Below are 22,905 nucleotides of genomic sequence, written 5' to 3'. Positions count from 1 at the left end.
ATGTAACGGAAAAAGTAAAAGTTGAATTTATTTAGTAAAATGCCACGGTTTGATATAGGACAAAAAACCACCAAGTGTTCCGCTCGGTGGTTTTGTATTAGGATTCTAATTTTTTCGCACGTTTTAATAATAAAAGAAAGACAATGATAACGAACCCTAGTATAAGGAAGAAGCCATATTGCTTTATATAATCAATTATGTCATTCGCACTGGTTGGTTTTTCAACGTGAATGCCGTCTTTATTCGTCGTAATATGAATATCTTTCATTTTTACTTCATTCTTTTCCTTTTGTAAATCAATCCATTCTATATTTGGAATACTTTCTAGATCCTTTAATACTTCTTTTAATGGTTTCACACCTAAGTAAGGATGATAGAATGCTCCAATAATCCCATCGGATAATTTAAAAACAGATAGAGCACGTTCTTTCATTTTAGCAATAGTTTGTGGCTTATCTTCTTCAATAAATCCGACTGTTTCAGGCAATAGTTTCATTCCATGTAAAAATGACGGAGTACTTGTATAATATGGTGAGTGCATGGATTTCCAAGTTGTATCATTTAACTGTAGTTGTCCTACATAAGTTGAAAAGTATCTTGATAATATTTCATATCCTTTTTGAGACATCGTGTAATGAGGTGCTTCAAAGGCAACAGGATATAGTTTAGCAGCTACAAGTTCTTGAATTCCTTTTTCGATATGATCTTTCGTATATTTTTCCTCAAACTCTTCCCCTTTTTTTACATATTGGTTATATGCCTCTATATTTGGAAAGTCATCTTTTGTCTTCGGTTTTTCATGCTTCGGTTGGCGAATTGGTTGATCTGTTTTTACATCCCAAAATTCAAAGCCCTCACCTGTTTCACTGTCATAAAATTGGTGAGTATAACCATGCATAATAATTGCTGCACCATCATCTTGCATAGAGCGTAAAAGATCAACTAGTTCTGGTTTATCTTCTAAATGTATTATTTTTCCTGTATCTGGATCTTTATATACCGGAATAACAGTAATCATGTAAGGCATCTTTTTCTCTTTTAGTAATTCAGCAATTTCTTTCAATTGATTTATATCTGCTGCTGGGTGAACATCTTCAAGACGTAAATAAGCTTCAACTTTATTCGTCGTTGGTTTTTGGCCGAAATAAGAAAATAACATTTCACCGACGTAATGAGACATCCAGTCAAAAAGATTAGGTGTTGCAACATAATAAGATGTTTCATGCTGAACGATTAGTGGATTAGTGTTATTTGAGCTTAAAGCGTTAGCAATCACAGTTCCATTCGTATCAAATGATTGAATTAATCGTTCCTCTTCTAAGGTATTTTTTAGCTTCTTGTCTGGATATTCAATTTTGTTAACTCGTATATCGTCACTCTTCAATGTAATGAAAGAAAAACGGTTAGATAATTGTTCAACATTTTGTCCTAATACTAATACAGGGCCGGAGAAGTTTTCTAGAAATTGTTTCGTTTCATTAGAAAACGCTTCTTTTGTTTCACCGATATAAACAATATGTGTATAGGAGGATACGTTATTAATTGAAGTTGCTTCTTTTAAGTTTTTTACGGTTATATCATTTGTAAAATGTCCTAATTGAGTATTAAGGATTTGGACATTATTTGAAACTTTATCGTCTTGTGTACTATACAAAACAAGTACTTTTGGTTTTGATGATGTTTGTGCAGAGGTGTAGGTAGGGATGAGTAGTAAAATGCTGAACAAGAGTGTTAGGCATTTTTTCATTTTGTATGCTCCTATTCTATATATAGAGTTCAGTTTACAATTATATACAATAAATACGTTATAGTCTATGAAAGTTACATTTTTGCACGTATTTACCAGCTGTTTTTTTACAAAATCGGTCTAAAGCATGATGATAATATGTATAGTTATTTGCTATGATAAAAGAGTAATAGAATGTAGGTAATTGTAAAGGGAAGGCTGAAAGGGGACAAATTTCAGCGGAGAAAGAGGTAGAGGTAGTGAAGAAATTCTTTGTAGGATTTTTAGTTGTTCTTGGAGTATATTTATATTTCCAAGGAAAGTCTGAAGGAATGGATAAGCTAGTGAATGGAACAAGTTATGTTGATTCAGAAGAAGCAAAACAGGTGAAACAAATCATTATAGAGGAAGCGAAGAAAGTAAATCTTCCAGAATGGATACCTCTTGCAATTGCTGAGCATGAAAGTCGATTAAATCCAAGGAGTGTTGGAGATAATGGAACTTCATTCGGATTGTTTCAACTACACCGCGGCGGCGGGCTTGCACCAGAACATTTAACTGATGATGAGCTAAAAGATCCACGTACAAATGCACAAATTGCAATGCCGCATTTGATGAAAGGATATAAGCGCGGGGTGCAAAAAGGTTTGACTGATTTTGCATTACTGAAATATATAGCGAATACATCTGGATGGCCAGGGAATTTAGGGCCGGAGTGGACGGATAATAACATGAAGTATAACATCGGATTAGAAGATGTGTACTATCGAAATAAAGGTGTAATAAAAGAGTAGGTTTTCTATACCTACTCTGTTTTTTTATGAATAATTTCATCCTTTTCTTTCGTGAAATACTGCGTGAGTTGTATTTTCACCTCTTCTAGTTTTGTAGAAACTTGCGGTATTTTATATCCTACATACAATGGTGAAACGACAAATCTAGGTACAACTTTACAAATGATTTTTCCATTTAAGTAATAGAAGAATAAGTTATAACTACTGCATCCTTTATGGAAATCTGTCAGTATGTAACGTACAGTTTGCTGAATGTAATTTGCCATTTCAGCTATATATGAAATATTATCAATGATTATATTGAATTCAGTGAAGCCAATAATGGGACGCTCTGAAATATTAAGCTCAATGCATTCATTTTTTTGAACAATTAACCCTTGGAAATTTTCTTCTTCAATATTTTCAAGATAATCTACATATTTCATTCCGATAATTTGCATGTGTGCATGATGCAAACTTCCACCTGAAAATGGACCGTGATTTTTATATAAAATCACAGATGCGAACTCTTCGTTCTTCTGTAAGTGTAACCAATGTTGAATAGAAAATTGCATTAATTTTCTCATATGTTCTTCTGTATATGTTGCGATATGATCTTCGCAATTATCGGTTTCGATTAACACTGTTTGAAATGTATCTTGTAATGTAGGAAATTTATTTTTTAACCAAATAATAGAACCATCAGTTGCTAAAATATCCGTTAATTGTTCTTTATCGCAAAATGGACATGCAGCGCTTCTATTCCGAATACTTTCTGGTTTTTGTTTACCAATATCGTTTAAAAAATATAGTTGTTGTGTATCCATTTGTATATATGCCCCTTTAAAATATGTGTAAAAATCCCGCTTAATACATTCGGGAAAAGGAGAAGGAAATCCTCTAAAGGAATAGGGGAAAAATAAAAGACAAGATATCCTCATTACGATAGGGTACCTTGTCTTTTATTTTTTCTCTAATAGCGTGTATGGATAATATAGAACATTTTCATTATTTTTCTTTTTTCTATTTTTTATTGTGTATAAAGTAATTGCTGTGCTTGCAATGATAATAATGGCTTTCTTCATATTCATATACCCCTTTTTATTGTTGGTTTAATTCTTGGCTAACTGCTTTTGCATCGACTAAAGCGTGTAAAATCATTTTCACCATGTTCATCATATTTCTTCACTCCTTTTTATAGTTCATTTAGTTCTTTTACAACTGCTTGTCCGTTCACTAATACCTCAAAGATTGCTTTTACGATTTCTTTCATCATGTTTGTTTCCTCCTTTTGTTTGTCTCTCTTGTTTACATCTTTATTGTATAGGGAGGCATCTTTTCGTACTATCGCTTTCCATTACGTGAACATAACAGTTTTGTAAGATTTGATGTCACTTATTGAAATGTTTAGTCTATCTTCATTATTTTCAGAAAAATGACTATTCAAACATGAAATTGGAAAGTATAATAAAGAAGTAAGTATTAAATTCCGTACGAAAGGGGTGAATGAGATGAAACGTTCTTTAGCTGCACGTGCCAAATTTTTAGATTTTATCTATTTTTGTCGTGCGATTTTTCATGATGTAGTTGTTAACGGGATACGTATGCCCTTTTTTAACAATTGCATAGTGACTATTGAACGATAGAAATCTCTTCACCCATTTTTAATAAACGTGTGAAAAGGGAGCTATTTGGCTTCCTTTTTCTATGCCGAAAACCATGGGGAATGTTTCTTTCTCATGGTTTTTTATATTGAAAGGAGTACGGAAAATGACTATTTGTAGTGTGAATAATGTAACGAAATCTTTTGGTGGAAACACTATATTTGAAAATATATCGCTTGAAATAAAGAATGGTGAACGTGTTGGATTAGTTGGTCGTAACGGTAGTGGGAAGACAACAATCTTTGGGCTTCTAACGGGAATGGAGAGTTTGAATGCAGGAGCCATTCATATGAAGAAAGGTACACGTATTGGTCATGTCGCACAAATTCTGAAGTTTGATGAGGCTATGACTGTATATGATGTATTGAGTTCTGCTTTTAAAGTAGAAAAGGAATTAGAAAAAGAAATGCATGCTTTAGAAAAAAATATGGCGGTGGAACAGGAACAATCTGCTTTGGAAAAGCTAATGGAGAGGTACGGAGTCATTCAAGAAAAATTTGCGTTTCTTGGTGGTTATGAAATAGAAGCAAATATAATGAAGGTAGCAAATGGCTTACAAGTGACAGACTTATTTTCAAGAGTATTTACAGAATTAAGTGGAGGAGAACAGACGAAAGTAAGCCTTGCATATATGCTATTGCAGAAACCAGATTTACTTCTATTAGATGAACCAACAAATCATTTAGATTTATTTGCAGTTGAATGGTTAGAGCAATTTTTAAAAGAATACACTGGAACAGTTATGGTTATTTCACATGATCGCTATTTCCTTGATGAAGTTGTAACGAAAATTTTTGATTTGGAAGATGGAGAGATTCACGTGTACCATACGAATTATTCTCAGTTCGTTGAGGAGAAGGAAGAAAGATTACTTCAAGAGTTTCAAGCTTATCAGGAGCAACAAAAGAAAATAAAGAAAATGAAAGAAGCAATTAAGCGTCTACGTGAATGGGCAAATCAAGCGAACCCTCCGAATGAAGGATTGCATAAAAGAGCGAGAAATATGGAACGTGCGTTAGAACGTATAGAGAAATTAAAGAGGCCAATTTTAGAACGAAAACAGATGGGTCTTCAGTTTGAAGGGCAAGAGAGAAGCGGGAAAGATGTTGTTGTAATGAAAGAAGTGAGTAAAGGTTTTGCTGGCCGACCTTTATTTGAACAAGCGAATTTACATGTTCGTTTTCAAGAGCGTGCGGCTATCGTTGGTCGTAATGGTACAGGAAAGACTACATTATTAAAACTACTATTAAAAGAAATAAATCCAGACGTTGGTGAAATTCGAATTGGTAGTAGTGTCAAGATTGGTTATTTATCACAGCATACGTATGGAAATGTGAAGAGTAATGTATTGGAAGCGTTTAGAGAGTATGTAGCTGTAACAGAAGGAGAAGCAAGACATATATTGGCTAAGTTTTTATTTTATGGTCCAGCAGTATTTAAGAAAGTAACGCAACTGAGCGGTGGAGAAAAAATGAGGTTAAGACTTGCGCAACTTATGTATCAAGACATCAATTTTCTAATTCTAGATGAGCCGACAAACCATCTTGATATTGAATCAAGGGAAGTTTTAGAGGAAGCCCTTGAGCAATATAATGGAACAATCCTAGCTGTTTCACATGATCGTTATTTTTTAAATAAGTTATTTGAAAAGACGTACTGGATTGATGAATGTAAATTATTTGAGTTTGCAGGAAACTATGCATGGGCTCGTCAAAAATGGGAAGAAAAGCTTGAGAAGCAAGTAATAAAGCAAAAACGCCAAGGGAGAAAGAGTGTTGAAATGGTTCCAGTAAAAGAGAAAAAAGCTAGGAATCTTGAAGAGATTGAAAATGAGTTAATGCATGTAGAAGAAGATATATATGCAATAGAATGTGAAATGGAACATGTAGCTGATGCTGAAAGACTTGAAAAATTATATGAGGAAAAAACGATGAAAGAGTTGTTACGAGCGAAGTTATATAGTGAGTTAGAGAATATTGTGGAGTAAAGAGTAGAAAGCCACTTCCTTTCAGTTTTGTTGGAGGAAGTGGCTTTTTCATAATGATATTTTGCTTTAAAGATTAAATGAAGCGATGTGTTTCACGTGAAACAGTAACTTAGATAAATCCGTGTTCCTCAATTTGCATAGCTTGTGAAGCGTATGAAATGATAAGGTGAAAAATAAATGTCATTAGTGGCCTTTCAATAGGAGTAATCACAAAAACAAAGGCTAATTATTTCCCGAGAGATAAAGTGAAACTTTAATCAGTGGGGGGGTTACTGCCCGGCAAATAGCGGGATAAATATGTGTAACAGAGACTAGTGATTGAAAACGAAAAGAGAGCAAAGTTACAGCTTTACGCGCTGAACTCTGCTCTCTTTCTGCGTGGCATCTTCTCTTGTTGAAATTATAATAGCGATCCCGAGCATGATAAAAAAAGCTAAAAAGAGGACGAACTTTGGGAAGAACGGGAATAGTAATAGCGCCCCGACTATCATAATTGTTAATAATACGTAGTGCAGGACGTATTGGAATAGGTTGTCCATATTTTCGCCCCCTTTTTGGTAATTGGTTATTAGTATTCTATGTTTCATGCTGAAGAAATAGAAGTAGATTTTTAAGTTTTTAATACGAATTATAGCTGAGTTTTCTTAAAGTATAAGAATAGAGTGATAATTTTGGAAAAATTCTCAAAATATTTATTTAGAAAGAATTGACAAAATATACTGAACGATATAAGCTAATAACCATAAAGTCTACCGGAAAGGTCGGAATAAGATTGTTACCCCTCAAAAACATCTATTTTTTTCTGATTAAAACCGACTTTTCCGATTGGCTATAAATGTGCTGTGGGAGGCATACATAAGCTAATAAGTTCAAAGGGTATAACTATTAAACAGTTAGGGTGGGGACAATGAAGAAAAAGACAAAAAAATGGGCTGGTGTATTTTCAGTATTACTTAGTAGTTCGCTTGTGTTATCTGCTTGTGGGGGACAGGAGGATACGGCTTCTACAGAACCAGTAAAAAAGCAGGATTTAAAAGATTCTAAGATTGAATCAATTCCAGCTACAGATAAAAAGAAAAGTCCAGAGAAAGCAAATCAACGAAAAGATACTTTCATTACAGCCATTTCTAAGCCAGGGGGAGTTTTCCTTCCGTATTTCCAAGATAATGGTTGGGATGGAAATGTAACGTCGGTTATTTTTGCTTCATTAGTAACAACAGACAAACAAAGTAAACCTGTTCCGGATCTTGCAGAAAAATGGGATATTTCTGCTGACCAGTTAACATATACATTCCATTTACGTAAAAATTTAAAATTTAGTGATGGGTCGCCTCTAACAGCGGATGATGTAGCATTTACATTAACACTACTTCATGATAAAGCGTATGAAGGTGGATTGGATATTGCTCAGTATGCTGTTAAAGGTGGGAAAGAATATAAAGAAGGAAAAGCAACTTCTATTGAAGGAATCCAAGTTGTTGATCCACAGACAATTAAAATTACAACTGAAAAAGTTAATTCACAGGCGCTAACGAATTTAGGTGGCCCAGTGCTATCAAAAGCTTATTATGGAAAAGATTATAAACAAAATACAAGTTTAGACTATTTAAAAGCATTATATGGGCAACCAATTGCAGCGGGTCCATATAAATTTGAAAAATATGTTCCAGGTCAAGAAGTCCGCTTTGTTGCTAACGAAAATTATTATGCAGGTAAACCAAAAATTAAAAACTTTATTTACAAAATCACATCAGGTGATACTGGATTCCAATTATTCCAAACAGGTGAACTGGACTATAGTGGATTTAGAGCGAACCCTGAAAATATAGACCAATTAAAAGGATTGGAGTTTGCAAATATTAATCTTGAATCATCAAGTGATATTGCTTATATCTATGTAAATAATAAGAAGTCGTATTTGAAAGATAAAAAGGTACGCCAAGCACTTACTTATGGATTAGACCGTAAGAAGTATGTGGATACAGCTTTACAAGGCTATGGCTCTGTCGCTAACGTACCAATTGCTCCAGTTTCATGGGCATATACAGAAGAAGGTATTAATAAATATCCGCACGACGTAGAAAAGGCTAAAAAATTATTGGATGAGGCTGGTTGGAAAGTAGGTTCTGACGGGGTTCGTGAAAAAGATGGTCAAAAATTAAAATTAACATACTACGCATCAAATACAGGTAAAACAAATGATATCTTTATTCCAATTGCAAAAGAAAGTTACAAAGAAATTGGTGTTGAATTAAATCCAGAGTTGATGGACTTTAATACGATGCTTTCAAAAGTAGGAAAAGGTGACTACGATTTAGCGGCAGTTTCAACACCAGGAATTAGTGATCCAAGTGAAGTTGTAAGTGAGTACTTATCAACTAATCCAAAAAGTGATACGGGTTATAATAATCCGAAAGTAGATGATTTGATTGTAAAAGGTATAGGAACGACAGATATTGAAAAACGTAAAGCGATTTATAAAGAGCTGTATAAAGAGTTAAGTGATGATCCACCAGTTATTTTATTAAACTATCGTAAACTACTTTATGCTCATAATGCACGTATAAAAGGAATTGATCCAGAAAAGTACGATAGCATCAGTTCCAACTTACCAGTGTTATCTATTGAACAATAAGGGTTGACCTAAATAATAGAAGACGTTTTTTCACACAGCAATGGAATGGTAGCTGTTTTGAAAAAATGTTCTTCTATTTTTAAGTAAATAGGATTGGGGAGACAAAAGGTGAAAACATATATCATTCGTAGGTTTCTACAAATGATTCCTACATTGTTTGGTACGTCTATTATTATCTTTTTCTTATTTGCACTCTTACCGGGTGATTATATCGATTCAAATCCAAAATTAACACCAGAGAGAGCTCAAGAATTAAGAGAGTTGTACGGTTTAAATAAACCGATTATTGAAAGGTATTTTCATTGGCTAGTGAATGCTTTGCATGGTGATTTTGGATTTTCTTTACAGTACCAAGAACCGGTAACTTCATTACTTAATAAATTCATTTGGAATACATTTATTGTTGCTGCTGCAGCTTTATTTTTCACTTGGATTATTGCTCTTATTATTGGGGTTATTTCTGCAACAAAGCAGCATTCTTGGTTTGATAGATTGGTAACAATCGGTGTCTTTGCAGCAATGTCATTTCCATCATTCTTTATCGGACTATTTTTAATTAAATTATTAGCAGTTGATTTAAAGTTATTACCTATTGGTGGCATGATTGATATTGGGAGTAACTCAACAGGGATAGCATACATATTAGAAGTATTACGTCATATGATTCTACCTGTATTTATTTTAACGCTTCTTGGTGTAGGATCGTTAACACGCTATTTTAGAACGGGCATGTTGGATGTTATTAGGCAAGATTATATTCGTACTGCTCGTGCAAAAGGTTTAAAAGAAAGAACCGTTATTTATAAACATGCATTGAAAAATGCAATTTTGCCAGCAATTACATTACTCGCTTTTGAATTACCGGGTTTATTTTCAGGAGCCATTATTATTGAACAGATTTTTAATTGGCCAGGGATTGGGAGTATTCAATTAGAAGCATTAAACTTTCGTGATTATACGGTATTAATGGCCTTTACAATGTTTCTTTCTTGTTTAACAATTATGGCTAATTTCTTAGCTGATATTGTCTATGCGTTTGTTGATCCAAGAATTCGATTGAAGTAAGGGGGGAAAGATATGGAGACTATTACACCTATAATAGAGAAAAAGAAAGAACGGAAAAAGAGAAATGAATCATCACCATGGCGCCAAGCGTATAAAAAAATCAAGAAAAATAAGATGGCACTGTGTGGCTTATACGTTTTAATATTTATGTTTTTATTTAGTTTTATTGGTCCAATCTTTTCACCGTATGCTGATGGGAAAGTACAAGTAACACAAATTAATAAACCACCCAGCCTGTCACATTGGCTTGGGACAGACCAGTTGGGACGGGATATTTTAACTAGACTTATGCAAGCAGGGCGTATTTCATTAACAATCGGTTTAGCGTCGATGCTACTATCCGTTATACTAGGAGCTCTATTAGGAGCAATTGCTGGTTTTTATCGAGGAGTTGTAGATCATTTAATTATGCGTGTTGCAGATGTGTTAATGTCCATTCCAGGATTACCACTACTTATTATAATGGGAGCAATTTTATCAGAATGGAAATTACCATCGGAGTACCGTTTATATGTTGTAATGATTATTTTAAGTTTAGTAGGATGGCCAGGACTTGCCCGTCTTGTGAGGGGACAAATTTTAACATTGCGGGAGCAAGCCTTTATGCAAGCGGCAGATGTATTAGGATTAAAAGATTCTCGGAAAATCATTCATCATCTAATTCCTAACGTCTTTCCGTTACTTATTGTTGTAGCAACTCTAGGTGTGGCTGGATCTATTTTAAGTGAGTCCGCACTAAGTTACTTAGGTCTCGGCGTCGTCCCACCTACGCCATCATGGGGGAACATGATTAGCGCAGCTAACTCATTAATTGATTTCCAAAAGCGTCCGTGGTTATGGATTCCGCCTGGCTTTGCAATCTTTATAACAGTTGTATCAATTAATTTACTTGGTGATGCACTTCGTGATGCGTTAGATCCAAAGATGAGACGGTAGGTGAGAAGGTATGAGTAGAGCGGTAGTAGAGCTAAAAGACTTACAAACACACTTTCAAACGGAGGAAGGGACAGTGAAGGCTGTAAACCATGTTAGCTTTGCTGTTCGAGAAGGTGAAACGGTTTGTGTAGTAGGAGAATCAGGTTGCGGGAAGAGTGTAACGGCTTTATCTATTATGGGGCTTATTGCTGAATCTGGCAGTGTAGTAGGTGGAGACATTTTATATGAAGGAAAAAGTCTTTTAGGAATGAAAGAGAAAGAACTTCGTAGTTTACGAGGCAATGATATTGCGATGATTTTCCAAGAACCGATGACATCGCTAAATCCGGTCTTCACTGTAGGTGAGCAAATTGTAGAAACGCTAAGGGAGCATGAATTACTTAGTAAAAATGAAGCGTATAAGAAAGCAATTGAGTTAATTCGTAAAGTTGGCATAGCCCGTGCTAATGAAATTGTTCATTCTTATCCGCATGAATTGAGCGGCGGGATGTTACAACGTATTATGATTGCTGTTGCGCTTAGTTGTAATCCTAAGTTATTAATTGCAGATGAACCAACAACAGCTCTTGATGTTACGATTCAAGCTCAAATATTGGATTTACTAAGACAAGTGAAAGAAGAATTTAAAACGTCGATCTTATTAATTACACATGATTTAGGTGTCGTAGCAGAAATGGCTGATTACGTTGTCGTTATGTATGGCGGGAAAGTTATTGAAGAAGCTCCAGTACGAGAGATATTCCAAAATCCAAAACACCCTTATACGAAAGGATTGTTGAAATCAAAACCAGTAATGGGAAAACGAATAGATAAACTATATTCTATTCCAGGGCAAGTTCCGAATTTAGTTGGTTTAGGTGAGTTTTGCTACTTTAGTGGGCGTTGTGAGCATTGTATGGAAATATGTGAAAAAGAAGCCCCAAATCTAAATGTAAATGATGAAAATCATAAAGTAGCTTGCTGGTTATATGAGGAGCGTGCGGAACAATGAGTGAACCATTATTAGAGGTGAAAAACCTAAAGACATATTTTCCAATTAAAGGTGGCATATTTAGTAGAACGATCGGGCATGTAAAAGCAGTTGATGGAGTAAGTTTTACTATTAATAAAGGTGAAGTGTTTGGTCTCGTTGGCGAATCAGGGAGCGGAAAAACAACGATAGGAAAAACAATTTTACGTCTCGTTCAAAAAACGGAGGGGGAAGTGAAGTTTAAAGGGAAAGATGTTCATTCTTTATCCAAGGATGAATTGAGAAAACATCGCCCTAATATGCAGCTCGTTTTCCAAGATCCATTTAGCTCATTAAATCCGAGAATGAGAATTGGTGAAGCGCTTGGAGAGCCGATGTTGGCCCACGGATTAGCGACGAAAGAAAATGTTCGTGAAAAGGTAATTGAAGTATTGGAGTTATGTGGCTTAGCTCCTTATCATATTGACCGGTATCCCCATGAGTTTTCTGGTGGACAACGTCAGCGTATCGTAATAGCAAGGGCTATGGTATTAAATCCAGAATTCATTGTAGCTGATGAACCTGTGGCGGCACTAGATGTATCTATCCAAGCACAAATTATTAATTTATTTAGTGAGTTACAGGAGAAAAAGGGATTATCTTATTTATTCATTTCACATGATTTGAGTGTAGTAGAACATTTATGTACGAAAATCGGAATTATGTATTTAGGTACAATTGTGGAGACGGCGCCGCGTGATGAGTTATTTACCAATCCGCTACATCCGTATACAAAAGCATTGTTATCAGCTGTTCCAATACCGGATCCAACAGTGAAGCGAGAGCGAATTATACTAGAAGGGGATATTCCAAGTCCAGCAAGTCCACCTTCGGGTTGTCGTTTTCATACACGTTGCCCGTTTGCAACAGATGTTTGTAAAAAAACAATACCAGAATTTCGTAATGTTGGTGATAATCATTTTGTTTCTTGTCATCATGTATAAAAAAAGGACTCTTTCAATTTGAAAGAGTCCTTTTTTTATTTACTAGATGAAGTTTGTTTCAATACAAATTGCTCGATTGCATGAGCAACACCATGTTCATTGTTTGTTAGTGTTACAACATCACATAGTTTTTTTACATCTTCTTCAGCGTTGCCCATTGCAACAGATAAGCCTGCTACTTCTAACATTGGTACATCATTAAAATTATCACCAATAGCAACTGTATCTTCAATAGGGATATTAAAATGAGCTGCCATCTGCTGTAGCCCGTTTCCTTTATGTCCATTCTTATCCATAATTTCTAAGTTAGTAGGAGCTGATGCTGTAACCATAATATCAGCGTCTTCTTGTAACACGCTTAATAGCTGTGCGCGATGCGCTGCATTAAATGTTGAAATGAAGAATTTAGATATTTCTAGTTCTTGGTTATTTACAACATCTTCTATTTTTTTGAAATCAGTAATTAGGTTTGATTTTTTTTGCTTTTCTGTAATTCGTTCAAGCTCCTCTAATGTAACATCGAGCGCATGCTTATTTTCTTCGAACGCTTGCATCACTTGATTTTGCCATGTATATGGAGAATAAACGCCTTTATTCGTATATAGCTTATATGGGAAACCTTCAGATTCTAGTAATTTTGCAAGTTTGTACACTTTGTCGTTTTGTATACAACGAGAGTTAATTACTTTTCCATCCACATAAACAATAGCCCCATTGCTTGCTCCGACTGGAAGAGATAATTTATATTCTTCCAATAGCTTTAAAGCATCCTCTTTCGCACGACCAGAACAAATCATTACAATATGACCAGCTTCTTGTGCAGTTTGGATTGCTTGTAGGTTTTCTTTGGAGATTTCAAGATTAGATGATAGTAGTGTACCATCCATATCTAATGCGATTAATTTCAAAATGACCACCTCTTTGTTTTTATTATACATAGTTATATAGAGGAAACATATAAACTTATCTTGGAAAGACGGTATTTTATCTCATATTAAAAGTAAGTAAAGATTAGATAGGTTTAGTGTCACTAAATAAACTGTTTGTAACAAAAATAGAGAGGAGGATGACTATATTTCACTTTATGACTGTAATATTACACGAATGTTACAAACGTGAGTTTAGTGAAAATCGCATTAAATAAAGGTTTTCAGGGATTATTATAAAAAAACGTAAAAAAAGTGTAATAAATTTCACGTTATTATATTGCAACGTAACAATAGTTATGTTACATTAATGTTACAAACGTTACGTTATCAAATTTAATGTAACGTTAACATAAAAACTATGAAATAAACATTTCTTAGAAATTACATATAGATAACTTATGAAAAGGGAGGATAAATGATATGAAAGAGCAAGTATTACAAGTAACAAAAGGTGACTTCGTAGGATCAGCAAGTGGAGCGGTAGTATTAACAGCATTAATCGTATTTCTATCAAGCGTATTAGTATAATAGAAACTTTGTAACAAAAGAAAAAGAAGGGAGAATGAAAGATATGAAAGAGCAAGTATTACAAGTAACAAAAGGTGACTTCGTAGGATCAGCAAGTGGAGCAGTAGTATTAACAGCATTAATCGTATTTCTATCAAGCGTATTAGTATAATAGAAGTTTTGTAACAAAAGAAAAAGAAGGGAGAATGAAAGATATGAAAGAGCAAGTATTACAAGTAACAAAAGGTGACTTCGTAGGATCAGCAAGTGGAGCAGTAGTATTAACAGCATTAATCGTATTTCTATCAAGCGTATTAGTATAATAGAAGTTTTGTAACAAAAGAAAAAGAAGGGAGAATGAAAGATATGAAAGAGCAAGTATTACAAGTAACAAAAGGTGACTTCGTAGGATCAGCAAGTGGAGCAGTAGTATTAACAGCATTAATCGTATTTCTATCAAGTGTATTAGTATAATAGAAGTTTTAAATCAAACAAAAATGGAAGGAGAATGAGGGATATGAACAGTGAACAAGTGTTTCAAGTAACAAAAACGGATTTATTAGGATCCTTAGGTGGAGCGGTAATATTAACATCATTTATTCTATTCCTTGCAAGTGTATTAGTATGATATATGTAAATACAACCATTCAAAAAAAATAAAGACTCTAACGTATTAGTAAGCAGTTAATATGTTGGAGTCTTTTTTATTTTCTTCTTATATACCTTCAAGTATTAAAGTTACCTCATTATTTAGCATCCATGGCTAATTAGACGCTGCGGTTGCAACTTGATTCAACGAATAATCAAAAATCCACTGAGTAAAAGCCTGATTGGTGAGGGCTGATTAAAGTTTCACTTTATTTTAAAGAGAAAAAAGTCGAATTTTATATGTAAGAAAAAAAGAGGAATTTGACAGAAAAGATAGAAAATTTTAAAGGTCAGAATTTGTTAGCTTGCTAACTAATTTCTATTTATTTATGTTGGAAGCGTTTTCGGTTGGTTTTAAGTATGGACCATTTAATCTATTTACAGGGGGATGAAGATATTATGAAACAAAAATCTATGGATACGCTAGCTGCACAAATGGAGGACTTTTTTCCAGTACGTGATGTAGATCATTTGGAATTTTACGTAGGGAATGCAAAGCAATCGAGTTATTATCTTGCGAGAGCATTCGGATTCAAAATTGTGGCTTACTCTGGATTAGAAACTGGAAACCGTGAAAAGGTATCTTATGTTCTTGTGCAAAAAAATATGCGTTTTGTTGTGTCTGGAGCTTTAAGTAGTGAAAATCGTATTGCAGAGTTTGTAAAGACTCATGGTGATGGCGTGAAGGATGTGGCACTACTTGTTGATGATGTTGATAAAGCATACTCAGAAGCAGTGAAACGTGGTGCCGTCGCAATTGCTCCACCAGAGGAATTAACAGATGAGGACGGTACATTGAAAAAAGCAGTTATTGGTACGTATGGTGATACAATTCATACGCTTGTAGAGCGTAAAAATTATAAAGGGGCATTTATGCCAGGATTCCAAAAGGTAGAGTTTAATATTCCATTTGAAGAGTCTGGCTTAATTGCTGTCGATCATGTAGTTGGTAATGTTGAAAAAATGGAAGAGTGGGTTAGTTATTACGAGAATGTCATGGGCTTTAAACAAATGATTCATTTTGATGATGATGATATTAGTACAGAGTATTCGGCTTTAATGTCGAAAGTTATGACAAATGGAAGCCGTATTAAGTTTCCTATTAACGAACCAGCAGACGGAAAGAGAAAGTCACAAATTCAAGAGTATCTAGAATTCTATAATGGAGCTGGTGTACAGCATCTTGCTTTATTAACAAGTGATATTGTTAAAACGGTTGAAGCGCTTCGTGCAAATGGGGTGGAGTTTTTAGATACACCTGATACTTATTATGATGAGTTAACTGCACGAGTTGGAAAAATCGATGAAGAAATTGATAAATTAAAAGAATTAAAGATCTTAGTAGATCGTGATGATGAAGGTTACTTACTACAAATCTTTACGAAACCAATTGTAGATCGCCCGACTTTATTTATTGAAATCATTCAACGTAAAGGTTCTCGTGGATTTGGTGAAGGAAACTTTAAAGCGTTATTCGAATCAATTGAAAGAGAACAAGAGCGTCGCGGAAACTTATAAGATTTATATCCACCAGCAAAAGTCCCTTTGCTGGTGGAAATTTCATTTTTATAAGGAGGAATCAGGATGAAATTTGTTACATTTCGTCTTCCTTCAAAAGAAATACGGGCTGGATGGCTTGAAGGTGACAAAGTAATAGATATGAATCTTGCTAGTGAAGGGAAAATCCCTTCTTCTATAATGGCTTTTTTAGAGAAAACGGATGAGTATGTAGAAGTAGTGCGGAATATTAAGAATCCAAATAAGGGTATATATGCTTTAGAAGAAGTACAATTGACAGCTGCTCTTCCTAATCCGAGTAGTATTCGAGATTTTTACGCATTTGAACAACATGTAAAAACAGCTCGTGGACGAAGAGGACTAGATGTTGTGCCTGAATGGTATGATATTCCGGTTTTTTATTTTACTAATCATCGTGCTGTAATTGGTTCCGGTGATTTTGTAATTGGTCCGAAAAAGTCTAAAAAGCTTGATTACGAGTTGGAGATTGCTTGCGTAATAGGAAAAGAAGGGCGAAATATTTCTCGTGAGCAAGCAGAGGAATATATTTTTGGTTATTGTATTATGAACGACTGGAGTGCGAGAGACTTACAAGCAACAGAAATGAAAGTAGGTCTCGGTCCTGCGAAAGGAAAGGACTTTGCAACTTCGTTAGGAGCACATCTTGTTACGAAAGAGGAATTAGATGTTTATCGTAATGGTGATCGATATGATTTAGAAATGACTGCTCATGTAAATGGAAAACTATTATCAAAGGGAAACTTCCAAGATATTTACTATACATTTGCTGAAATGATTGAACGTGCTTCAGAGGACGTGACGTTATATCCAGGAGATGTGATTGGTTCTGGGACAGTAGGAACAGGCTGTATTTTAGAACTTGGTACAGAAGAGTGGCTACAAGATGGAGATGTTGTAGAGCTGTCGATTACTGGTTTAGGTACACTACGTAATACGATCAAAAAAGAAAAGGAAGCGGGTGATGGGCATGTTTTATCGTCACATGGGAGAACTACCTCATAAACGACATGTACAATTTCGTAAAAAAGATGGATCGCTTTATCGTGAACAGGTAATGGGAACGAAAGGATTTTCTGGTACGCAGTCTATTTTGTATCATCACTATATGCCAACAGAAGTAGGTCATTCTGCATTATCGCATTCTTGTCAGTTGCAGTATGAAGAGGATGTTGCTCTTTCTCATCGCCACTTCCGAACGAAAGAAAATAAAAAAAGTGGTGATGCAATAAGTGGACGAAATTTCATACTTGGAAATGAAGATTTGTTAATTGGAGTAGTGAGCCCAACAGAAAAAATGGATTATTTCTATCGTAATGGTGATGGCGACGAAATGTTATTTGTTCATTATGGAACAGGGAAAATTGAAACGATGTTTGGAACGATACACTATAGAAAAGGCGACTATGTAACGATCCCAATTGGAACGATTTATCGTGTTATTCCAGATGAAGGTGAGACTAAGTTTCTCGTTGTAGAGGCGAATAGCCAAATTACAACGCCGCGTCGTTATCGAAATGAATATGGACAATTGTTAGAGCATAGTCCGTTTTGTGAAAGAGATCTTCGTGGTCCAGAAAAATTAGAGACCTATGATGAAAAAGGCGAGTTTGTCGTAATGACAAAGTCAAGAGGCTATATGCATAAACATGTTTTAGGACACCACCCGTTAGATGTTGTTGGATGGGATGGCTATTTATATCCGTGGGTATTTAATGTAGAGGATTTTGAACCAATTACAGGGCGCATTCATCAGCCACCGCCAGTACATCAAACATTTGAAGGGCATAATTTTGTTATTTGCTCTTTCGTACCACGTTTATACGATTATCATCCAGAGTCAATTCCGGCACCATATTATCATAGTAATGTTAATAGTGATGAAGTTCTTTACTATGTAGAAGGAAACTTTATGAGTCGCAAAGGTGTGGAAGAAGGTTCTATTACACTTCATCCGAGCGGAATTCCCCATGGGCCGCATCCGGGGAAAACAGAGGCAAGTATAGGGAAGAAAGAGACACTTGAATTAGCTGTTATGATAGACACATTCCGTCCGCTTCGTATTGTAAAACAAGCACATGAAACAGAAGATGAAAAGTATATGTATAGCTGGATTGAACAAGGTTCATATACTGTGAAATAAGTAAAAAAAGGCATGCTCTCAATAAGGGAGCATGCCTTTTTTGTGGAATCGACATGTATAATAATACCAAAAATAGTTGTCGAAAGATATATAGAAAGAATGATAAGGATAGTGCATATTCAGAAGAATTTCTACTTGTTTCGACAAAAGTATTGACTAGGAAAAGCGTAATGAGTAAAATAAAAAAGCGAATTAAAAATTTTCAGAAAATTTAAAACTTGGAGGAGTGAAAGATGAAGCAAATTTTTCAAAAGAAGCCAATTGCAAAGTTAATGCAAGAAAGTAAGCAAAAAACGTTAGCAAGAACATTGGGCGCGCTAGATTTAACTATGCTTGGAATCGGAGCAATTGTTGGAACTGGTATTTTTGTTCTAACGGGTGTTGTGGCAGCGAAACATTCTGGGCCAGCTATTATATTATCATTTGCGATTGCCGCGCTAGCTTGTGCCTTTGCTGCATTTTGTTATGCTGAATTTGCTTCTTCAGTTCCTGTCTCGGGCAGTGTGTATACGTATACATACGCGACGATGGGGGAAGTATTCGCATTTTTAATTGGCTGGGACTTAATGCTTGAATATTTACTTGCTACATCTGCTGTAGCAAACGGTTGGTCTGCATATTTTCAATCTTTATTAAAGGGGTTTGGAATCCACATTCCGACTATTCTCTCCTCGGCTCCTGGTACAGGAAAGGGTGGGATAATTGATCTACCTGCAGTTCTAATTATTTTAGTGATGACAGTTCTTTTATCTAGAGGTGTTCGTGAAAGTGCACGAGTAAATAACGTTATGGTATTTATTAAAATAGCAGTTGTTCTTATTTTTATTTTTGCTGGTTTTAATTATGTGAAACCTGAAAACTGGACGCCTTTCATGCCATTTGGTTTAGATGGTGTAATGGCTGGAGCGGCCACAGTATTCTTTGCATTTATAGGATTTGATGCAGTTTCAACAGCGGCAGAAGAAGTGAAACGTCCGCAACGTGATTTACCAATTGGTATTATTGCATCGTTATTAATTTGTACAGTTCTTTATATCGTTGTTTCGCTTATTTTGACAGGAATTGTTCCATACGGCCAGCTAAATATATCAGATCCAGTTGCTTTTGCACTGCAATTTATTGGACAAGATGGCTTAGCGGGGGTAATTTCAGTAGGAGCAATTACAGGGATTACAACAGTAATGCTAGTTATGATGTATGGGCAAGTTCGTGTTTCTTATGCGATGAGCCGAGATGGTTTATTACCGAAGCGTCTTGCTAAAGTTCATCCGAAATTTAAAACGCCATTTTTAAATACATGGACAACGGGAATTATTGCGGCACTGATTTCAGGATTAATAGATTTAAATGTTTTAGCACATCTTGTAAACATGGGGACATTGTCAGCATTTGCACTCGTAGCTGTTGCGGTAATTGTAATGAGAAGAACCCATCCAGACTTACCAAGGGCATTTAAGGCTCCGCTTGTACCATTTTTACCAGCGTTAACAGTGATTTTCTGTTTATACTTAATGCTTCAATTATCGGGGACAGCATGGATTAGTTTTGGGATATGGATGGTTATTGGTATAGCGGTTTACTTCTTATATAGCCGAAAACATAGTGCTTTAAATAATAGTAAAAAAGAAGAAGATGTTGCGAATTTATAAGCGAAAAAAATCCATTCTAATTCTGTTAGAATGGATTTTTTTATTTGAAAATTTACATTTTTCTGAACTTATTATAAGATAATTGTTGGCTAACTAAAGGAGTGAAATGATGAAAAATACGTGGCGTGAGTTAAGGGAGATGGACCGTAACGTATGGATTCGATTTATTGGAGAGACGTTAAATGGAATTGCAATGATGATGTTAATGCCTTTTTTTGCATTATATTTAAAAGATAAGGTAGATTCGTTGTTGGAAGTTGGGGTTATTATGGCGCTTTCTCCAATTGCTGCAAGCTTTGGTTCACTTATAGGAGGGAGAATTGCTGACATATATGGAAGAAAGCCGATTATGATATTTTCTATGGCAAGTAATGCATTATTAATGCTCGGTTTTCTATTTATAGAAGGATTTATTCCATATGCAATTTTATCTATTTTTTTAGGATTGAGTAATTCTTTATTTCATCCAGCTGCATCAGCTATGGTCGCAGATGTAACGGCACCAGAAAAAAGAACAGAGGCATATGGTTTATTACGAATGGGACACAATATAGGTGCTGCGATTGGTCCGATAATGGGAGCATCAGTAGTTGTGTTGTCAAAGAATCTTGTGTTTATTATTGCCTCTTCTACAATGCTATTTTATGCGTTACTTGTATTACTTCTTATTCAAGAGACGATGCCAAAGAGGACAGATAAGGAAGAACATAAAGAAAAGGAATCTGGGGCAGTTTGGAAAATTGTCATGCGAGATAAGGCATTAATGATTTACTTATTAGCAGGTATTATCATTTCGATGGGGTTTTCTCAAACAGAAGGCATGTTGCCACTACATTTTGATAACGAAATGAAGCGTATTTTTGGAGCGAATAATCCATATCCATATTTAATGGCGTTAAACGGACTATTAGTTGTTTTATTCCAATTTCAAATTTCAAAATGGGCTACGGATAAACCAGTCGGGAAGACGATGTTATATGGTGCATGTTTGTTCGGGATTGGATTATTTTTTATAGGGTGGTTACCGAAGTGGTTTGGAGAGTTTAATACAAATGCTACAGTTATTTTAATAACACTACTGTTCGTTTATGCTATATATACGTTAGGTGAGATGATTATGTCGCCTGTACAGATGACATTTGTAGCAAACTTGGCCCCTGAGCATTTGAGAGGGACTTATATGGGCGCTGCAAGTTTGCAGTGGATTACAGGAAGCGCATTTGGTCCACTTTTGGGAGGCTTTTTATTAGATCGATTACTTGGCCACTTGCTATTTACAATTTTAGCTGTAGGATGTGTAGTTGCAGGTATTGTATATATTTCTTTAGATCGCCTTGTTGAGCAAAGGCAAAAAGATACACTAACCAAACAATCTTCTTAGTAAATAGGTGACATACACAAAAAAGGGGATTTCTACATATTTTAGGTACATAACTAGATAGGATTACCATTTCATTTTAAAATTCACCTTTGTATAGTAGTGGAATAGAAAAAGTGTAGAAAACCAATAAGTAGTGTCATTTAATTATTTGTGGAAGTTACATTTTATTTCAAATAGGAACTACCTATTTTTATAAAAAGTGCTAAAATAGAAAAATGAAAACAATTGGTTAGGGTGATTTCAGTGACAAAAATTAAATTAGGTTTATTATATGGTGGAAAATCAGCTGAGCATCAAGTTTCGTTACAGACGGCTCTTGCTGCTATTAAAGCGTTAAATCAAGATAAATTCGAGATTCATCCAATTTATATTACAGAACAAGGTCAATGGGTACGTGGTGAGCGTATTGAAGGTGAAGTAACAGATGTTGAAGCTTTAAAAATGAGTAGTGCAGAAAATGCGATTTCTCCGTTATCATTAAGTACAGAGATTATTCCATCTGCAGCTTCTGAGGAAAACGCTATTGACGTTATTTTCCCATTACTACATGGACCAAACGGTGAAGATGGAACGGTTCAAGGATTATTAGAATTGATGAATATTCCTTATGTAGGAAATGGTGTTCTAGCATCATCTGCTGGTATGGATAAAGTTGTTATGAAAAACATCTTTGCAGAGGCTGGTTTAAAACAAGCAAAATATGCGTCTTTCATTCGCAGTGCATGGGAAAAAGATCGTCAGGAAGCTTATTCTAAAGTAGAAGATAAATTAGGATATCCTTGTTTCGTAAAACCAGCAAACCTTGGTTCAAGTGTTGGTATTAATAAGTGTAAAAATCGTGAAGAACTTGAGAATGCATTTGTAGAGGCATTCCAATTTGATCGCAAAATTATTGTAGAAGAAAATATTGTAGGTCGTGAAGTAGAAGTTGGGGTACTAGGTAATGATGAGCCGAAATGTTCAGTTGTAGGTGAAATCGTTCCGAAAAAGGACTTCTATGATTATAAGTCGAAATATATCGATGGTGATACGGCGTTAATTATTCCAGCTGAAATGACAGAAGAAGAATCTGATGTGATTAAGCGTGATGCAATTATTGCGTTCCAATCATTAGATGGTGCAGGCTTAACGCGAGCTGATTTCTTCTTAACGAAAGACGGAGAAGTGTATATTAACGAAGTAAACACTATGCCAGGATTTACACCGTTTAGTATGTTCCCTCTATTATGGCAACATACTGGGTTACCGTATCCAGAGTTAATCGAAGAGTTAATTCGTTTAGCGATTGAACGTCACGAAGAAAAACAAAAAATTAAATATACAATCTAACAAAAAAAGGAGGAAGCACTATTCGTAGGAATAGTGCTTCCTCT

At 35.1% G+C, this 22,905-nt stretch carries 24 protein-coding genes; 19 read left to right on the top strand and 5 right to left on the bottom strand.

Annotated features, from left to right (window positions below):
• Positions 1–97: 97 nt before the first annotated feature.
• Positions 98–1,747, bottom strand: coding sequence for a DUF2334 domain-containing protein (locus tag ACO6VI_RS20915; RefSeq protein ID WP_422423979.1), 1,650 nt, complete (start codon positions 1,745–1,747; stop codon positions 98–100).
• A 239-nt stretch (positions 1,748–1,986) separates the two neighbouring features.
• On the opposite strand from ACO6VI_RS20915, the gene ACO6VI_RS20910 reads away from it, so the two are divergent.
• Complete coding sequence (locus ACO6VI_RS20910; RefSeq protein ID WP_000713253.1) at positions 1,987–2,520, top strand: transglycosylase SLT domain-containing protein; 534 nt, start codon at positions 1,987–1,989, stop codon at positions 2,518–2,520.
• An 11-nt stretch (positions 2,521–2,531) separates the two neighbouring features.
• Here the strand turns inward: ACO6VI_RS20910 and ACO6VI_RS20905 are convergent, their stop codons facing one another.
• Positions 2,532–3,326 carry a DUF4931 domain-containing protein gene (locus ACO6VI_RS20905; protein WP_000381022.1) on the bottom strand — a complete coding sequence of 265 codons (795 nt, stop codon included), beginning with the start codon at positions 3,324–3,326 and terminating at the stop codon, positions 2,532–2,534.
• Positions 3,327–3,461: 135 nt separating this feature from the next.
• Positions 3,462–3,590, bottom strand: a complete 129-nt coding sequence (locus ACO6VI_RS20900) for a hypothetical protein (protein WP_001998915.1) — start codon at positions 3,588–3,590, stop codon at positions 3,462–3,464.
• 420 nt (positions 3,591–4,010) lie between these two features.
• Between ACO6VI_RS20900 and ACO6VI_RS20895 the strand changes: the two genes are divergently transcribed.
• Positions 4,011–4,145 (top strand): RAxF-45 family protein, encoded by a 135-nt coding sequence (locus tag ACO6VI_RS20895; RefSeq protein WP_000830643.1) that lies wholly within the window; start codon positions 4,011–4,013, stop codon positions 4,143–4,145.
• Positions 4,146–4,218: 73 nt separating this feature from the next.
• A complete protein-coding gene (gene abc-f, locus ACO6VI_RS20890) occupies positions 4,219–6,150 on the top strand; it encodes a ribosomal protection-like ABC-F family protein (protein WP_422424007.1) in 1,932 nt (643 codons plus the stop codon).
• 341 nt (positions 6,151–6,491) lie between these two features.
• Here the strand turns inward: abc-f and ACO6VI_RS20885 are convergent, their stop codons facing one another.
• Positions 6,492–6,689, bottom strand: coding sequence for a hypothetical protein (locus ACO6VI_RS20885; protein WP_000369254.1), 198 nt, complete (start codon positions 6,687–6,689; stop codon positions 6,492–6,494).
• 368 nt (positions 6,690–7,057) lie between these two features.
• Here ACO6VI_RS20885 and ACO6VI_RS20880 point away from each other — a divergent pair, with 368 nt between their 5' ends.
• The 5 genes from ACO6VI_RS20880 (at position 7,058) to ACO6VI_RS20860 (ending at position 12,739) form a co-directional block, all read left to right on the top strand.
• Positions 7,058–8,785 (top strand): ABC transporter substrate-binding protein, encoded by a 1,728-nt coding sequence (locus tag ACO6VI_RS20880; protein WP_000730676.1) that lies wholly within the window; start codon positions 7,058–7,060, stop codon positions 8,783–8,785.
• Between the two features lie 108 nt (positions 8,786–8,893).
• The gene (locus tag ACO6VI_RS20875; protein WP_000860687.1) at positions 8,894–9,850 is read left to right on the top strand and encodes an ABC transporter permease; all 957 of its coding nucleotides are present in this window, start codon (positions 8,894–8,896) and stop codon (positions 9,848–9,850) included.
• A gap of 12 nt (positions 9,851–9,862) precedes the next feature.
• The gene (gene opp4C / locus ACO6VI_RS20870) at positions 9,863–10,786 is read left to right on the top strand and encodes an oligopeptide ABC transporter permease (protein WP_000447957.1); all 924 of its coding nucleotides are present in this window, start codon (positions 9,863–9,865) and stop codon (positions 10,784–10,786) included.
• 10 nt (positions 10,787–10,796) lie between these two features.
• A complete protein-coding gene (locus ACO6VI_RS20865) occupies positions 10,797–11,777 on the top strand; it encodes an ABC transporter ATP-binding protein (protein WP_063546233.1) in 981 nt (326 codons plus the stop codon).
• Positions 11,774–12,739, top strand: coding sequence for an ABC transporter ATP-binding protein (locus tag ACO6VI_RS20860; protein ID WP_063546235.1), 966 nt, complete (start codon positions 11,774–11,776; stop codon positions 12,737–12,739). Before ACO6VI_RS20865 ends, ACO6VI_RS20860 begins: the two co-directional genes overlap by 4 nt.
• A gap of 35 nt (positions 12,740–12,774) precedes the next feature.
• Here ACO6VI_RS20860 and ACO6VI_RS20855 read toward each other — a convergent pair whose 3' ends face one another.
• Complete coding sequence (locus ACO6VI_RS20855; RefSeq protein ID WP_422423974.1) at positions 12,775–13,647, bottom strand: Cof-type HAD-IIB family hydrolase; 873 nt, start codon at positions 13,645–13,647, stop codon at positions 12,775–12,777.
• 441 nt (positions 13,648–14,088) lie between these two features.
• On the opposite strand from ACO6VI_RS20855, the gene ACO6VI_RS20850 reads away from it, so the two are divergent.
• From ACO6VI_RS20850 to ACO6VI_RS20800, 11 genes are all read left to right on the top strand, one after another.
• Positions 14,089–14,196, top strand: a complete 108-nt coding sequence (locus tag ACO6VI_RS20850) for a DUF3948 family protein (RefSeq protein ID WP_000664237.1) — start codon at positions 14,089–14,091, stop codon at positions 14,194–14,196.
• Between the two features lie 34 nt (positions 14,197–14,230).
• A complete protein-coding gene (locus ACO6VI_RS20845) occupies positions 14,231–14,347 on the top strand; it encodes a DUF3948 family protein (protein ID WP_000654250.1) in 117 nt (38 codons plus the stop codon).
• A gap of 34 nt (positions 14,348–14,381) precedes the next feature.
• Entirely contained in the window at positions 14,382–14,498 is a 117-nt protein-coding gene (locus tag ACO6VI_RS20840) for a DUF3948 family protein (RefSeq protein WP_000654250.1), read from the top strand.
• Positions 14,499–14,541: 43 nt separating this feature from the next.
• Entirely contained in the window at positions 14,542–14,649 is a 108-nt protein-coding gene (locus ACO6VI_RS20835) for a DUF3948 family protein (RefSeq protein ID WP_000664237.1), read from the top strand.
• A gap of 43 nt (positions 14,650–14,692) precedes the next feature.
• Positions 14,693–14,803 carry a DUF3948 family protein gene (locus ACO6VI_RS20830; protein ID WP_001083691.1) on the top strand — a complete coding sequence of 37 codons (111 nt, stop codon included), beginning with the start codon at positions 14,693–14,695 and terminating at the stop codon, positions 14,801–14,803.
• 419 nt (positions 14,804–15,222) lie between these two features.
• Positions 15,223–16,341 (top strand): 4-hydroxyphenylpyruvate dioxygenase, encoded by a 1,119-nt coding sequence (hppD, locus tag ACO6VI_RS20825; protein ID WP_000810920.1) that lies wholly within the window; start codon positions 15,223–15,225, stop codon positions 16,339–16,341.
• Positions 16,342–16,407: 66 nt separating this feature from the next.
• Complete coding sequence (locus ACO6VI_RS20820) at positions 16,408–17,364, top strand: fumarylacetoacetate hydrolase family protein (RefSeq protein WP_000673993.1); 957 nt, start codon at positions 16,408–16,410, stop codon at positions 17,362–17,364.
• Positions 17,330–18,502: a homogentisate 1,2-dioxygenase gene (locus tag ACO6VI_RS20815; protein ID WP_014481934.1), complete on the top strand. Its 1,173-nt coding sequence runs from the start codon at positions 17,330–17,332 to the stop codon at positions 18,500–18,502. The genes ACO6VI_RS20820 and ACO6VI_RS20815 overlap by 35 nt, the downstream gene beginning before the upstream one ends.
• Positions 18,503–18,735: 233 nt before the next feature.
• Positions 18,736–20,151 (top strand): amino acid permease, encoded by a 1,416-nt coding sequence (locus ACO6VI_RS20810; protein ID WP_000809371.1) that lies wholly within the window; start codon positions 18,736–18,738, stop codon positions 20,149–20,151.
• Between the two features lie 109 nt (positions 20,152–20,260).
• On the top strand, positions 20,261–21,532 hold the full coding sequence (locus ACO6VI_RS20805) for an MDR family MFS transporter (RefSeq protein ID WP_000799720.1): 1,272 nt from the start codon (positions 20,261–20,263) through the stop codon (positions 21,530–21,532).
• A 243-nt stretch (positions 21,533–21,775) separates the two neighbouring features.
• The gene (locus ACO6VI_RS20800; RefSeq protein WP_000161433.1) at positions 21,776–22,861 is read left to right on the top strand and encodes a D-alanine--D-alanine ligase; all 1,086 of its coding nucleotides are present in this window, start codon (positions 21,776–21,778) and stop codon (positions 22,859–22,861) included.
• Positions 22,862–22,905: the final 44 nt, after the last annotated feature.

The organism is Bacillus sp. PSXD-155, from assembly GCF_049310765.1.
Lineage (GTDB): Bacteria > Bacillota > Bacilli > Bacillales > Bacillaceae_G > Bacillus_A > Bacillus_A cereus.
The sequence above is the reverse complement of the archived record's forward strand: the minus strand, read 5'-3'. Positions and strand labels throughout refer to the sequence as shown.